The organism is Williamsia sp. DF01-3, from assembly GCF_023051145.1.
Classification (GTDB): Bacteria; Actinomycetota; Actinomycetes; order Mycobacteriales; family Mycobacteriaceae; genus Williamsia.
The window spans coordinates 822,897-836,822 of record NZ_JALKFS010000005.1 but is presented as its reverse complement, the minus strand read 5'-3'; the positions used below and the strand labels follow the sequence as shown (position 1 = coordinate 836,822).

Annotated in this window: 14 protein-coding genes; 7 read left to right on the top strand and 7 right to left on the bottom strand. The window is 65.0% G+C overall.

Annotated features, from left to right (window positions below; translation table 11 throughout):
* Positions 1 to 201: 201 nt before the first annotated feature.
* Complete coding sequence (locus MVA47_RS05895) at positions 202 to 1,758, top strand: AMP-binding protein (RefSeq protein WP_247207069.1); 1,557 nt, start codon at positions 202 to 204, stop codon at positions 1,756 to 1,758.
* Here the strand turns inward: MVA47_RS05895 and MVA47_RS05890 are convergent.
* Positions 1,755 to 2,624, bottom strand: coding sequence for an acyl-CoA thioesterase II (locus MVA47_RS05890; protein WP_247207068.1), 870 nt, complete (start codon positions 2,622 to 2,624; stop codon positions 1,755 to 1,757). The two genes, MVA47_RS05895 and MVA47_RS05890, sit on opposite strands and share 4 nt — an antisense overlap.
* 179 nt (positions 2,625 to 2,803) lie before the next feature.
* Between MVA47_RS05890 and MVA47_RS05885 the strand changes: the two genes are divergently transcribed.
* From MVA47_RS05885 to MVA47_RS05865, 5 genes are read left to right on the top strand one after another with little or no spacing between them, the layout of a single operon-like run.
* On the top strand, positions 2,804 to 3,973 hold the full coding sequence (locus tag MVA47_RS05885; RefSeq protein WP_247207067.1) for a thiolase family protein: 1,170 nt from the start codon (positions 2,804 to 2,806) through the stop codon (positions 3,971 to 3,973).
* Between the two features lie 40 nt (positions 3,974 to 4,013).
* Positions 4,014 to 5,156, top strand: coding sequence for an acetyl-CoA acetyltransferase (locus MVA47_RS05880; protein WP_247207066.1), 1,143 nt, complete (start codon positions 4,014 to 4,016; stop codon positions 5,154 to 5,156).
* Positions 5,153 to 5,608, top strand: coding sequence for a Zn-ribbon domain-containing OB-fold protein (locus MVA47_RS05875; RefSeq protein ID WP_247207065.1), 456 nt, complete (start codon positions 5,153 to 5,155; stop codon positions 5,606 to 5,608). The genes MVA47_RS05880 and MVA47_RS05875 overlap by 4 nt, the downstream gene beginning before the upstream one ends.
* Positions 5,605 to 6,780, top strand: coding sequence for an acyl-CoA dehydrogenase family protein (locus MVA47_RS05870; protein WP_247207064.1), 1,176 nt, complete (start codon positions 5,605 to 5,607; stop codon positions 6,778 to 6,780). Before MVA47_RS05875 ends, MVA47_RS05870 begins: the two co-directional genes overlap by 4 nt.
* The gene (locus tag MVA47_RS05865; protein WP_247207063.1) at positions 6,777 to 8,240 is read left to right on the top strand and encodes an AMP-binding protein; all 1,464 of its coding nucleotides are present in this window, start codon (positions 6,777 to 6,779) and stop codon (positions 8,238 to 8,240) included. Before MVA47_RS05870 ends, MVA47_RS05865 begins: the two co-directional genes overlap by 4 nt.
* Before the next feature lie 33 nt (positions 8,241 to 8,273).
* On the opposite strand, the gene MVA47_RS05860 is transcribed toward MVA47_RS05865, so the two are convergent.
* The 3 genes from MVA47_RS05860 to MVA47_RS05850 all read right to left on the bottom strand — a co-directional run bounded on the left by MVA47_RS05860 (position 8,274) and on the right by MVA47_RS05850 (position 9,961).
* Positions 8,274 to 9,182, bottom strand: a complete 909-nt coding sequence (locus MVA47_RS05860) for an alpha/beta hydrolase (RefSeq protein ID WP_247207062.1) — start codon at positions 9,180 to 9,182, stop codon at positions 8,274 to 8,276.
* 71 nt (positions 9,183 to 9,253) lie between these two features.
* A complete protein-coding gene (locus tag MVA47_RS05855) occupies positions 9,254 to 9,679 on the bottom strand; it encodes a hotdog domain-containing protein (protein WP_247207061.1) in 426 nt (141 codons plus the stop codon).
* A complete protein-coding gene (locus MVA47_RS05850) occupies positions 9,680 to 9,961 on the bottom strand; it encodes an acyl-CoA synthase (RefSeq protein WP_247207060.1) in 282 nt (93 codons plus the stop codon).
* A 293-nt stretch (positions 9,962 to 10,254) separates the two neighbouring features.
* Here MVA47_RS05850 and MVA47_RS05845 point away from each other — a divergent pair, with 293 nt between their 5' ends.
* Positions 10,255 to 11,427: an amidohydrolase family protein gene (locus MVA47_RS05845; protein WP_247207059.1), complete on the top strand. Its 1,173-nt coding sequence runs from the start codon at positions 10,255 to 10,257 to the stop codon at positions 11,425 to 11,427.
* Here the strand turns inward: MVA47_RS05845 and MVA47_RS05840 are convergent.
* Genes MVA47_RS05840 through MVA47_RS05830 form a run of 3 tightly spaced genes read right to left on the bottom strand, consistent with a single transcriptional unit; the run spans position 11,408 to position 13,826 of the window.
* Entirely contained in the window at positions 11,408 to 11,704 is a 297-nt protein-coding gene (locus MVA47_RS05840; protein ID WP_247207058.1) for a hypothetical protein, read from the bottom strand. The two genes, MVA47_RS05845 and MVA47_RS05840, sit on opposite strands and share 20 nt — an antisense overlap.
* Positions 11,686 to 12,741, bottom strand: coding sequence for a dihydrodipicolinate reductase (locus MVA47_RS05835; RefSeq protein ID WP_247207057.1), 1,056 nt, complete (start codon positions 12,739 to 12,741; stop codon positions 11,686 to 11,688). Before MVA47_RS05835 ends, MVA47_RS05840 begins: the two co-directional genes overlap by 19 nt.
* Before the next feature lie 29 nt (positions 12,742 to 12,770).
* The gene (locus MVA47_RS05830; protein WP_247207056.1) at positions 12,771 to 13,826 is read right to left on the bottom strand and encodes a TIGR03617 family F420-dependent LLM class oxidoreductase; all 1,056 of its coding nucleotides are present in this window, start codon (positions 13,824 to 13,826) and stop codon (positions 12,771 to 12,773) included.
* Between the last annotated feature and the right edge of the window lie 100 nt (positions 13,827 to 13,926).

Genomic DNA, 13,926 nt, shown 5'->3' with positions numbered 1-13,926 from the left:
CCTCCACCAGCTGGTGAACCGCGATCACGTGCGCCCGGCACACGCCGTTGACTGAAGCAATACCCGGCGCTAACTTAAGCTAGGGGTTTTTGACAGTTTCGTCAAGGAACTCTCATCACGTCGACCGGGGTGTTCTCCCGATCACGCCGCCCACCGACACCGCATCTGACCTCCTGGGCGCGGAACGACGAAGGAAGCATCATGCCACCCGATCTGACACTCGCACAAACCATCTGCGACAACGCAATCCGATTTCCCGGCGAACCTGCATACGTCGCGGGCGATGCGGTACTCACGCATGGCGGACTCCGCACCGACGCCGCCACCATCGCCACCGCACTGGCCGCCCGCGGCATCCGCCGTCAGGATCGGATCGCGCTCCTCGATCGCAACACTCTCGACTTCACCCGGGTGCTGGCCGCGGGCAACCTCTCCGGGATCGTGGTGGCCACCGTCAATTTCCGTCTCGCCCCACCGGAGATCGTGACCATCATCGGCGATGCCGCACCCCGGGTGCTGTTCTTCGGCGCCGAGTACGACGACCTCATCGCAACCATCCGGGACGAACTGACCAGCGTGGAGTTGTTCGTCCGGATGGGTTCGTCGGACCGCTCGCCGTCGGCGGGCGTCGAGAACCTCGATGCCTTCCTGGCCGAGCCCACCGACGCACCGCCCTTCGAGGCGCGCGGCGACGACATCGCGTGCCTCATCTACACCAGCGGTACAACCGGGAAGCCCAAGGGCTGCATCCTTGGTCAGCACGAGATGGCCGGCCTGGCACTGACCATGAACGGCGAGATGCGATCGGGGTCGACGGACAGGATCCTCTTGTGCATGCCGCTGTTCCACGTCGGAGCGATGGCGATGGCGCTCGGAATCCATGCTCGTGGCGGCACCGCGGTTCTGCACGAGGCGTTTGATCCCGCACGGATCCTGGCGACGGTTGCCGACGAGCAGATCACCGTCCTACATCTCGCACCGACCATGCTGGCCGACGTCGTCGGCGCCGCACGAAACACCGGCACCACACTGAAATCTGTTCGTACCGTGGTCTATTCGGCCGCACCGATCACCAGTAGCGGATTGGCCGACGCCCTCGCGACCATGCCCAACGTCAACTTCATGAACTTGTACGGCCAAACCGAGGTCATCACCTCGGGTCTGCCGCCAGAGCTGCACCGGTCCGCGGGTACCGAAACCGATGCGCGGCGTCTGCGGTCGGTCGGATATCCGTTCCCGGGCACCCGCGTCCGGATCGTGACCGACGACGGAGACGACGCCGAGCCCGGCCGGCCCGGGGAGATCGCGGTGCGCTGTGAGGCCATGTTCCGTGGCTACTGGAACGACGGTGTCCGCACCGCCGAGGTGCTGCGGGACGGTTGGTGTCACACCGGTGACATCGGCCTGATCGACGAGGGGCTCCTCTTTCTGGTCGACCGCAAGAAGGACGTGGTGATCTCGGGTGGCGAGAACGTGTATTCGCTCGAGGTCGAGGACGCCCTCACCGGGCACCCGGAGATCGACCGGTGCGCGGTGATCGGAACGCCTGATGCGCGCTGGGGAGAAGCGGTGACCGCGGTGATCGTCCGGGCACCGGATTCGCAGATCGACGCCGACGAGATCCGGGACTTCGTCAGGACCCGGCTGGCCGGGTACAAGAGCCCACGCAAGGTGTTCTTCGTGTCGGAGCTTCCCACCTTGAGCAACGGGAAGATCGACAAGAAGGCGCTTCGAGCCGCCTACTCCGACATCGACTAGCTGCCCCGCGGGCCGCGAATCAGCGCTTCCTGGGCCACGCTGGCGATCGTCGCTCCGTCGCCGCTGAACACCGAGCCGAAGACCAGACCGCGAGAGTTGACGGTCGCGACAGATCTCTGCTCGACCAGAATCCACTCGTCGAGAGGGATGTCCCGGTGAAACCAGATCGAGTGGTCCAGCGAGATGTGCTGGGTGGGGCCCATGGGATCGAGGCCGATTGATTCGACTGCGGGCAGCATGGCCCAGAAGTCGGTCAAGACGGTGAAGAGACACGCGCGCAACGCCGGATCGTCGGGTACCGGACCGACCGGGCGGGTCCAGTAACGCCGGACGACGGCGCCGTCGACCTTCTCCAGTCGTCCCCGGTGTTCGAAGGCCAGCTGGGGACCCCAGTCCGCATCGAGCGGCGGAGACCACTCGCCCTCGTCGGGACCCGGCACGATCGGCATCAAAGCCTCGTGGACCGGGCTCGGTTCCTCGACGTGAAATGAGGCCGTCAACGTGCAGATCACCTGGTCGGACTGGATCACCGTCACCGTCCTCGAGGCGAACGACCGGCCGTCGCGGGACCGGTGCACCACCAACGTCAGTGGAACATCGGGCGGACCGGACCGGAGGAACTCGGTGTGCAGCGAATGCACGCCGAATTCTGCCGACACGGTTCGTTGCGCGGCACGCAAAGCCTGTGCGGCGATCAGGCCGCCGAACAGCCGCACCGGGGTCAGCTCGGAGTCGTTGACCGCTCGAAAGCGGTCGACATCGAGAGGCTCGAGCTCGATCAGAGTGATCAATCTCGACAGTTCGTCTGTACCGTCAGTAGTGGCCGCCGGTGGATCGGTAGTGCCGTCTCCGTGCTGCTCTGACATGTGTCGGCTCCAATAATAGTCGTTGTCAATAACTTTCGGGACCACATCGTCCTCGGACCACGTGCACCGAGTGACCGATGTAACTGTCGACCCGTAACCTTCTCCAAAGCTATACCGCTAATTTAGTTAGCGGTATAGCCTCGAATGCAAGCACCCCTGATCAAGAGATTGGAACCACCATGCGTGATGCCGTCATCGTCGAGACCGCACGTACCCCCATCGGCAAACGCAATGGCGGCCTGTCGAGTGTTCATGCCGTGGAGTTGTCGGCACAGATCCTCAACGCGCTGATCGAGCGCGCCGGCATCTCGGCGGACCTGGTGGACGATGTGCATTGGGGCAACGTGCTGAGCGTGGGCCAGCAGTCCGGCAACGTCGGCCGGATGGCCGTACTGGCGGCCGGCTGGCCCGAACACGTTCCCGGATTCACGATCGATCGCCAGTGTGGGTCGTCCCAGCAGGCGATCTCGACTGCCGCCGCCACAATCGTCTCAGGTCAGGCGGACATCATCGTCGCAGGTGGTGTGGAGATGATGTCATCGATCCCGATGGGCGCCACCGCGGTGGAAGGTACCGGCAAGTCCGGTGGTCCGGCGGTGGATCGCTACGCCGACGAACTCACCGCACCCGGGTTCTTCGGCTCGTTCAACCAAGGTGCAGGCGCGGAGAAGATCGCCCGCGATTGGGACCTGTCCCGCCAGCAGGTCGACGAGTACTCGGTGCGCTCCCACGAACGGGCTGCGGCCGCGCAGAAGAACGGCGAGTTCGACACGGAGATCGTCCCGATCACCGTGGACGACGACGTGGTGAGCCGTGACGAGGGCATCCGGCCCGGATCCACCGTCGACAAGCTCGGAACGCTCAAGACCCCGTTCCTCGAGGGCGGCGTGATCAGCGCGGGCAACGCGTCGCAGATCTCCGACGGGGCCTCGGCCGTGTTGGTGATGACCTCGGAGAAGGCCGCCTCGCTCGGTCTGACGCCGATCGCGCGCGTGCACACCGCTGTGGTGACCGGCGATGATCCGGTCAAGATGCTCACCGGACCGATCCCAGCGACCGCGCTGGCACTCAAGCGCTCCGGCCTCACCATCGACGAGATCGACGCCTTCGAGATCAACGAGGCGTTTGCACCCGTTCCGCTGGCATGGCAGATCGAGACCGGCGCGCGCGACGCCAAACTCAACCCCGTCGGCGGTGCCATCGCGCTCGGCCACCCCCTCGGGGCCTCGGGCACGCGGTTGGCCACAACATTGCTGGCGTACCTGCAGCGCACCGGGGGTCGGTACGGCCTGCAGTCGATGTGTGAGGGCGGAGGAACCGCCAACGCCACCATTTTCGAGCGTCTCTAGTGCAAACCAGCGCGGCGTCCTTCGCCGCGGCGGCGACGCGGTGACCGTGACACCGGTCATCGCCGGTGTCGGCCGGACCGCGTTCTCACGCCGGTCCGGCCGTACGGTGCTGGAACTGGCCACGGAGGCAGCACTGGGCGCGATCGCCGATGCCGCCATCGCGGTAGACGACATCGATGCCATCGCCACCTATCACGACAACGACACGGCCTCTCCGTCCGAGGTGGCCTCCGATCTCGGTACCGGGCCGTTGACCTGGTCGCAGTCGGTGGTCGGCGGAGGCTCCGAGTTGTGTGCCCTCATCGGCACGGCAGCGGACGTCGTGGCCGACGGACGCGCCTCGCACGTGCTGATCTACCGCGCCATGAACGGCGCCAGCGGGATCCGGATGGGCGACTACGGCACCGGCTCGGCCGCCGGATACCGGCAGTTCATGGCCCCGTACGGTTACGCGACGCCGGTGGAGGTGGCCGCGATGGCCGCCGCCCGCCACATGGCGCAGTACGGGACCACCCGGGAGCACCTCGGTGCGATCGCGGTGACGATGCGTGAGAACGCCCAGCGCAACCCGGCGGCGGTGATGAACGGACGACCGATGACCATGGACGACTATCTCGCGTGCCGCCCGATTGCCGAGCCACTGCACCTGCTCGATTGCTGTCTCGAGACCGACGGCGCGGTCGCGATCGTCATCACGTCGGCGACGGACGCCACCGCCAGGCCGGCCGTCGAGATCCGGTCCTGGGCCTACGGCGCCGGACCCCATTCGGTGGTCCCGTACGAGAAGTACCCGGACCTCACCACGATGTTCCCGATCTGGTTGCGCGAGCAGCTGTTCGAACGTGCCGGCGTCGGACCTGCCGACATCGACGTGGCGTGCTTGTACGACGCGTTCACCTACACGGTCCTGAGCCAGATCGAGGACTTCGGATTCTGCGACAAGGGCCTCGCCGGCGAGTTCGTCGGTTCCGGAGCGATCGCGACGGGCGGCTCACTGCCGGTCAATCCGAACGGTGGCCTCCTGTCAGAGGGATACATACACGGGCTCAACAACGTTGCCGAAGCCGTGGCCCAGTTGCGTGGGTCCGCCGCGGACCGTCAGGTGCCCGATGCCCATCTCGCCCTCGTGTCGGGGTACAGCTTCAGCCGCGGCAGTGCGCTCATCCTGGGCTCGGCGGCATGACGAGCGACGCCCAGGCCCCCAGCGGCCAGATGACACCGGTCGTCGACGACATCACCCGGCCCTACTGGGAATCGGCCGCCCGTGGAGTACTGAGCATCCAGAAGTGCAGCCGCTGCGACCTTCTCATCCACGCGCCGATGGTTCGCTGTCCGCGCTGCCACCGCGGTGACGCGCTCGGATGGTGTGAGGTGTCCGGGCGGGGAACGATCTACAGCAGCATCACGGTGCACGGCAATAGGCTGCCAGGCTTCCGAAACGGAGCGCCCCACGTGGTGGCGATGATCGAGCTGGCCGAGCAGCCGAGGTTGTTCGTCATCACGAACGTATCCGATTGCGAACCGGCCGACGTGACCGTCGGCGCACGCGTCGAAGTCCACTTCGACGACACGCTCGACGGAGTCACACTCCCCCAATTCCGCCTGGTTCGAAGAGTGAGGAACGATCAGAGATGACATCCGGTACACCGTTGTCCAACGTCGACACCCAGAACACGATCGACCCCGCAGACAAGACCGGAACCGCGGCTCTCCGTAAGGATTTGGCCGCGTTTGCCGCCGAGCACCGCCAGACCTTCGACGAGGCCGAACGCCGGGGCCGGTTCCCGGTCGACCTCTATCGGGAGATGGGTCGCCGGGGCTGGGTCGGCTCGGTGACACCGCCGGAGTTCGGGGGCAGCGGAGGCGGTGTGTGGGAGTACTGCGTCATCGCCGAAGAGGTCGGCCGGCTCGGCATCGTCTCGCCACAGACGGCCATCCAGGGCGAACTCTGGCTCCTCGACTGGGGTACAGACTTACAGAAGGCCGATCTGCTTCCGGGTCTGGCCAGCGGAGAGATCGTCTTCAGTGAATCGATCTCCGAACCCGGTGTCGGCTCGGCGTTGCGCTCGGTGACCACAACGGCCACCCGCGACGGTGATGCGTGGATCATCAACGGGCGCAAGACACACGTCAACCTGGGCGCCGAGAGCAGCCTCACCGTGGTGTACGCGGTCGCCGACGAAGGCCTCACCGCGTTCCTGGTGCCGATGGACACAGCCGGGGTCCACACCCGGGGCACCGATCCGATCGGTCTGCGGCTGATCCCCACGGCCGACGTCGATTTCGACGATGTGAGAGTGCCGTCGTCCGCGGTACTCGGCTCCCCGGGGCAAGGCCTCAAGACGTTCTTGAGCACCTTCAACACCAGCCGGCTCGGAAATGCCAGCGAACTCATCGGATTGGCGCGCCGCGGATTCATCGAGGCGGTCGACTACGCGAGCGCCCGTGAGGTCGGCGCGAACGTCGTCACCGACTTTCAAGGGCTGCAATGGGAGTTGACCGACTGCTACCAGGCGATTTCGGCCGCGATGCGGTTCCGGGACGAAGCGGCCGCGGTGATCGCATCCGGCGAGGACCCTTCATTCGCCACCTCACTCGCGAAGTCCGCCGCCATCGATGCCGCGGAACTGACCGGCAAGGTAATGTTCGGTCTGGTCGGTGGCCACGGCCTCTACAACGACCAGCCCTTCTGGCGCACGCTCGCCGACATCAAGGTTCTCCGGACTGCCGGCGGATCCCGGGAGGTACTTCGTAACTTCATCGCCAAACAGATCTTGCGGTCCGATGACCTCGGAGGCTTGCGATGAGTGCGTCGAACCTGGCCGAGCGCCTGCTACGCACCGCCGCCGAACGCCCCGATCTCAGGATCGAGGTGGGCGAGTCATCCACCACCCTCGCAGGCGCAATCGATGCTGCACAGCAGATTTCGGCAATCCTGACCGACCTCGGCCTGCGCCCGGGCTCCACCCTTGTGCTGATCGGAACCAATTCTCTCGAGTACACGGTGTTCTGGTTTGCCACCCAGCTCGCCGGTCTGCAGACCGTTGTGATGAATCCCGAGTACCCGGCCGATCTGATGGCCGATCTCATCGGCGAGGTGCGAGCCGGGGCCGTGGCGTCAGACAAGGGGTGGGTCACGCCCGGCGACGGGTACCGCATCGACTACGCCGACGTGCTGTCCGGCGCGATGACCGTCGACGGGGTGCCACACGCAGGTGATCTCCGGTCCGCCGCAGGCACCGATCGCGATCCGCTCGACATCGCCACCCTGATGTACACCTCGGGCACGTCGGGGCGACCGAAGCTGTGCGCGCAATCGCACCGTTATCTTCTCGAACTGGGTCAGTACGTGGCCGACACGTTCTGCCTGTCGCCCGCCGACGTCGTCTACGCACCGCTGCCGCTGTTCCACATCAACCCCCTCGGTTACGGGCTCATGGGGGCGCTGTGCGGGCTGTCGGACTTCGTCACCTCACCCAGGTTCTCGGCATCCCGGTTCTGGCCCACGGTGACCGATCACCGTGTGACGGTGCTGATCCTGCACGGACCACCGGTTCAGATCCTGCTCAAGAACCCGAGGCCGTCCGGTGCGCACGCCGTACGTGCCGCATTCTTTGCCAACGAGGAATTCCTGCGCCGCTACCGCATCCCCGTCGGGGTCACCGGCTACGGCTCGACCGAGTTCGGTGGGTTGACGCACACCAGATTGTGGCGGCACGGTGAGCGGGTGGACATCGCGGAGGGGATGACCGCGCTGGCCGGCAGAGCCCGGCCCGGTGTCGAGTGGCGCCTGGGCTCCGACGGAGAGATCGAGCTGCGCGCACAGCGTGACGGTCTCTTCCTCAGCGGCTACCTGCGGGCGGGCGTGGTGGACCCCACCCCGTCCGACGACAACGGGTGGATCCGTACCGGTGATCGCGGCCGCGCCGAGGGTGACGAGCTCGTGTTCATCGAGCGGATGGGGGAATCGGTACGAATGCGCGGTGAGTACGTGCCACTGTCGTATCTCGACGGTGTGTTCGCCGAACTCGAAGGCGTTCAGGAAGCTTCGACGTGGACAACCCAGGACACCGCCGAGCTGGCCGTGTACGTCGTGGGCGACCCCGACCTGTCGGCGGTGTCGGGACTCATCGAGGGCTTACCCAAGTTCATGCGACCCACGTGGATGATCCAGACCGACGCACTGCCCCGCGATCTCGGTGTCGGCAAGGTACAGCGTCGCCGTCTGGCCGAGGTCGAGGAACTCACGCGGCGCCTTCTCGTCTGACCGGCGGCCGGCTCGATGTGGAGACGATGACCTCTAGCGAGATGTGCCGGCGATCGAGCTGTCGAGGAAGTCGACCAATCCGGCGGTGAAGACGTCGTTGTCGTCTCCGGCAACCATGTGACCGGCTTCTCGAACGTCCACCACGCGGGTCTGAGGAACCAGGTCGCGCATCTCGGCGACGCCTTCGTCGGACACGACATCGGACATCTTGCCGCGGACCAGCAGCACCGGGCAGCCGATGGCGCGCGCGGCCTTCTTGGATCGCTCGTATGCCACCACACCATTGGGCAGCTCGGGATTGGATGGTGTGTATTCGAGCTGCATGCTGCGAGGGTCCCAGTGCCAGTGCCAGCGGTCCCCGCGAAGCCGTAGATTCTTCTTCAGCCCTTCGAGGTTGCCACTGCGCCGCCGGTGCGGGTTGTAGGCCGCGATGGCGGCCGACGCCTCTTCCAGACTCTCGAACCCTTCCGGGGCGCTCATCATGAAATCCCGGACCCGAGCGCTCCCGGTCTCCTCGACTTTCACCACCACGTCGACGAGCACAAGAGCCTGCGCGAAGTCCGGGTTCTCACCCGTGGCGAGCAGCGAGACCGCACCGCCCAGTGACGCCCCGACCAATGCCAGGGGAAGCCCGGGATCACGACGCCGGATCTCGGCGACGAGACCGAGGAGATCCCCCAGATGCGCCGACAGACCATACTCGCCGTGCTCGGACCATTCGCTGTCCCCATGACCACGCAGGTCCACGGCGTAGCTGATCCAGCCGAGCCGGCCCAATCTCTCCCCCGTCGCCCGCCACGAGTGACGCGTCTGACCGCCGCCGTGCAGGAGAACCACGACCCCCTTGTACGGGCCGGCCTCAGCGGCCCAGCGGTCGGCGGCCAGCGTCAGTCCCGAACCGGGTAGGTCGACACGGGCATGTCCGGTTGTTTCGGTATCCAACGGTCCTCCTGGAGATTCACACTCGGTTGTTCTGCCGATCACGCCGCGGCGGCCGGCGTCCCGGCAGCATGTCAATGCTCTACGAGAATCGCACCCAGTATCGCTCGCTGTTCGGCTGTCAACGGCAACGACTTCGTACGCCCCGGAGCCAGCCGCACGAGCACGTTCGTGATCACCGCACAGGCGATCTCGTCCTGGTGTATGACGACCTCGAATCCGAGACTGCTGGTGCCGAGCCGAACCAGGGCGACCTCGGCATACACCTCGCCGACGAACAGCTCGCGCGAGAACTGCGCGGAGACGTCCACGACGCCCAGTTCGGCGGCGGTCAGCACACCTGCGCACGCCTCGTCCAGCAACGAACGCCACGCGGCCGCCGAATACTCCATGGCGAGGAAGAAAGGGACGTGCGCACTCTCGACGACGCTGCCGTCACGCTCGGGGCGGTGGACGATGGGAGCGCTGTAGACCTTGACCCGCCCCGCGGACCGCCGCACTCAGACGTTCCGTCTCGCGGTGCCCTTGTATCCGAAGAACTTCTCGAAGTTGTCGTCGTTGATGGGCTGGCGGCTGTTGCGGTCGCGAGCGCTCTCGAGAATGGCGAGCCGCTCCTGCGCCTTCGTCAGGTCCTCGGATCCGCCGGCCGCACCGAGGTCCTTCACCCGCTGCTTGAGAGCTTCGATCTCCTCGTGCAGCCGCACCGCGGCCTCGCTGTAGGTGAGCAGATCGTGATCATCCTTGTCGTCACGCTGTGGGGCGTTTTCACCCTGCTCAGCCATCGCGACCTCCATCGTCTCGAACGGGTATCTGGTAGCACTCTACTCGGCCGCACATAATCAGGTTAATAAATGCCCTTTTAGGACTTGGGCAACCACACGGTCGCAGGGCTGAACTGGTATTTTTCTGCTGACGCATCCGCGCCCTCGGCAAAAATCGGCAAGAAAAGTCCCCCAACAGCTCGCATCCCGGGGCGTGATCTGGTTCACTTGAACTGCGGTCGAAACAGGCCAATCAGTTAGACACTTCGGTTTACGACGAGCAGCCAAATGAACCTCGTCAAAGGAGACGTAACATGCCATTGCAGGACTACCACCAGATCGTCTCGGTCGACGACCACCTCATCGAGCATCCCATGGTCTGGCAAGACCGCCTTCCCGAAAAACTCAAAGAGCGCGGCCCGCGGATCATCGAACAGAACAACAAGCACGTCTGGCATTACGACGGCGACATCTTCCCCACCGTCGGCCTCAACGCCGTCGCCGGCAAGCCGCCCGAGGAGTGGGGTATCGACCCGGTGCGTTACGAGGACATGATCCCTGGCTGCTACGACCCCAAGGCACGTGTGAAGGACATGGATGTCGACGGAGTCGAGGCCGCGCTGTGCTTCCCGTCGCTCCCGGGCTTCGGCGGCGGCGTGTTCCAGCGCGCCAAGGACAAAGACCTCGCTCTCCTGAACGTCAAGGCATGGAACGACTTCTACATCGACGAGTGGTGTGCCACCGCGCCCACCCGATTCATCCCGATGTCGCTCATCCCGATGTGGGACCCCGAATTGTCCGCCGCCGAGATCCGTCGCACCGCCGCCATGGGCTCACGCACCATCAGCTTCCCCGATGCTCCCGTTCCCCTGGGCCTGCCGTCCTTCCACGACAAGACCTACTGGGAACCGGTGTGGGACGCCTGCGAGGAGACCGGCCAGGTCTTGTCCCTGCACTTCGGTTCCGGTTCCTACGTTCCGGGCTTCTCTTTCTCCGGAACCAAAGCCATCCCGGGCCAGGTGGTACTGCCCGACGCGCCGTTTGCGGTCGCGATCACCGTCTTCTCGACAAACTTGATGTGGTCGCTGGTGGACCTGATCTTCTCGGGCGTGCTCCAGCGACATCCGAAACTGCAGTTCTCGCTTGCCGAGGGCGGCATCGGCTGGATTCCTTACATCCTCGAACGCGCCGATTTCGTCTGGGAACGTCACCGTTACTACCAGCCGATCGACTTCGACGCGCGTCCCTCGGATCTGTACTTCAAGCACTTCTGGGGCTGCTTCATCGATGACGAGTTCGGCGTGGAGAATCGTCACAAGGCGGGCATCGATCGGATCATGCTCGAGATCGACTACCCGCACTCGGATTCGAACTGGCCCAACAGCCGCAAGCGCGCGGCTGAGGTACTCGCCAACGTTCCCGACAACGAGGTCGAGATGATCACCGAGACAAACGCTCGGCGGATGCTCAACTTCCCCCGCGTCTGACACCAGACGTCGGTCCCGAATCGGCAACGGGCAGAACGGCGATCCGCACACTGTGCGGGTCGCCGTTGTTGTTGTCCGGAACAGATTCTGGCCGGCGGATCTCGATCGGCGGCAGCCGATCGGTGATGATGTCGCGCGACGCGCTCATGACGGAATCGGCAAATCTCGCGCAGATGTCGACCTCGTCGATCAAGCGCTGCGCCGAAGGTGTGCCCTCGTTCCAGGCAGCGGCAGATGCGCCCGCGCCCGAATGGCCGATCACAGGTTGGCTGACCACGCACCAACTGCAGCCGGCACATCGAGGACTGAGCGCCATCCCGGGTCGGCCGCCACCAGCCGGGCGAACATGCTCAGCGCGCGAGCGGCATTGAGGTCCGAGACGTGGCTGGGGCCTTCCACATCACCGACCCCGAGGACCACTTCGATGTTCGGTGTGCCCTCGATCGTCACCCTCCAGTTCGGTTCGGACTCCGACTGACGCCAGTCCGGGCCGAGTCCCAAGACGCATGTTTGTTGGTTCACCAGTTCGTAGTAGGGCGTTCCACCGGAGAAGGCGGTGAACGTCCATCTGACTCCGGCAACCGTCCCCTGTTTCACCTCGAGACCACTCGGTGCCAGGACGAGGTCGTCCGGCGCGGCAGCATAATCCTTGCGGGTGATCTTGACCTCGTGGAAGGGCAGACCCAGACCCTGCGCGACGATCTGTGCCGATTGCCTGATGCCCCAGGTCCACAGTTCGTCCACCACCGACAATGGGGCATCCGGATCGTGGGGCTCGGAGGGTATCGGCGCGCCGAAGCCCAAACCGGCCGAGAATTGCACTGCGGAAGGATAGTTCGGGACGTGATTCGACTGCCGGGCGGTCACCTTGGTGATGTTGGCGGAAAAACCGGAGGCGAACAGGGGAAGAGTGTCACTGATCAGACCCGGGATGTTCCCGCCCGCGATGAGCGAAGAACCTCCTTCTGCAGCGGCCTGCTCGATGAGGTCGAATTCCGGCTCGCTCGGGAGATACCAGCCGCCGATCCCCGAATACACGTTGGTGCCGGCGCGCAGGAACGTCGCGATCACCTCCGGCTCCCACCTCACGCCGTGCCAACTGAGCACATCGGCGTTCAGCGCCACCAGTTCATCGATATCCCGGGTTGCCGTGACCCCGATCGGCGCGACCCCGACGATGTCGCCGATGTCCTTGCCCGCCTTGTCTTCCGCGTGCACCAGCGCGCCGACGAGTTCGTAACCGGGATTGGAGATCACCATGCGTGCAAGCGCGCTTCCGACTCCCCCGGTGAATCCGACGATCACTCGAATCATTGCGTCCTCCGCATATCGTTGTCGCCGGATTACTGTTCAAGCACTGCCGATCTCGCGCCACCGTACATCTTCGGCGCATCGCGCCACGCCGAAAGAGCGGTATCGGTGGCCGCGGTGACCGAGATCCGGTCGGCAATCGGACCCCATCGCCGGCCGATCTCGGCTGCGGCGCGCCCGACCGGAGCCGACACCGCGAACTCGTCGACCACCTCATCGGGCACGGTCTGCGACATCTGCTTCCATTCACCGTCTTTGGAGAGTCGATGGAGCTCCTCGTGCAGGCCTCCCCAGCCGTGCAGGTCGAGAACGCCTCGATACGCCGGAGTCGAACCGTAGAAGGCGATCTGGCCGCGGACGAACTCACGCGCCTCGGCGACCTCGGCCTCGGTGGAACCCGTCGCGAACATCGGAGACACGATCACCTCGAAGTCGTCACGCCTTCGCCCACAGGCGGCAAGTCCGCTGTGGACGTTGGGTAACAGCACTTCTCGCAGATATCGTTCGGTGACAAACGAATGCACGAGCAGACCGTCGGCGACCTCCCCGGCCACCCGGGTCATCTGTTCGCCGACCCCGGCCACGATCACCGGTGGGTTCCCGTAGGGGTTCGGTCCAGGGTCGAACATCGGGGTCATCAAGGTGTGTGTGTAGAACTGCCCGTCGAATCGCAGCGGGGTCGAGTTCTCCCAACTGCTCCAGATGGCGCGCAGCGCAGACACATACTCGCGCATCCGGGCCGCCGGCTGCGACCACGGCATCGAGAACCGGCGGGTGATGTGCGGTTTGATCTGGCTGCCCAGACCCAGTGTCAATCGGCCCGCCGACAGAGTCTGCACATCGTTGGCCGCGATGGCCGCCACCATCGGACTCCGGGCGAAGGCGACGTAGATGCTGGTTCCCAGGCGCAACGTCGACGTGGTCTGCGACGCCGCTGCCAGCATCAGCAATGGATCGTGTGAGGTCTCGCCGAGGAACATCCCCCCGAAGCCGCTTCTCTCCACTTCGGCCGCCATCGCCCCGATGGCACCCCTGCCGGGATCAACCGCGACATCGAGTGCGGCCGGTGTGTTGTCGTCGTGTGACATCGCGCTCCCCATGGAAAAACGTCGGCGAAATAGGGCAGTTCGCATCTCTTCCCCCAGAATGTAACAGCATATACAGTCTAATTCGCTGCCTGTATCGATC

Coding starts and splice junctions, on each gene's coding strand:
- MVA47_RS05895 (WP_247207069.1), top strand. CDS start 202: ATGCCACCCGATCTGACACTCGCACAAACCATCTGCGACAACGCAATC.
- MVA47_RS05890 (WP_247207068.1), bottom strand. CDS start 2,624: ATGTCAGAGCAGCACGGAGACGGCACTACCGATCCACCGGCGGCCACT.
- MVA47_RS05885 (WP_247207067.1), top strand. CDS start 2,804: ATGCGTGATGCCGTCATCGTCGAGACCGCACGTACCCCCATCGGCAAA.
- MVA47_RS05875 (WP_247207065.1), top strand. CDS start 5,153: ATGACGAGCGACGCCCAGGCCCCCAGCGGCCAGATGACACCGGTCGTC.
- MVA47_RS05870 (WP_247207064.1), top strand. CDS start 5,605: ATGACATCCGGTACACCGTTGTCCAACGTCGACACCCAGAACACGATC.
- MVA47_RS05865 (WP_247207063.1), top strand. CDS start 6,777: ATGAGTGCGTCGAACCTGGCCGAGCGCCTGCTACGCACCGCCGCCGAA.
- MVA47_RS05850 (WP_247207060.1), bottom strand. CDS start 9,961: ATGGCTGAGCAGGGTGAAAACGCCCCACAGCGTGACGACAAGGATGAT.
- MVA47_RS05845 (WP_247207059.1), top strand. CDS start 10,255: ATGCCATTGCAGGACTACCACCAGATCGTCTCGGTCGACGACCACCTC.
- MVA47_RS05835 (WP_247207057.1), bottom strand. CDS start 12,741: ATGATTCGAGTGATCGTCGGATTCACCGGGGGAGTCGGAAGCGCGCTT.
- MVA47_RS05830 (WP_247207056.1), bottom strand. CDS start 13,826: ATGTCACACGACGACAACACACCGGCCGCACTCGATGTCGCGGTTGAT.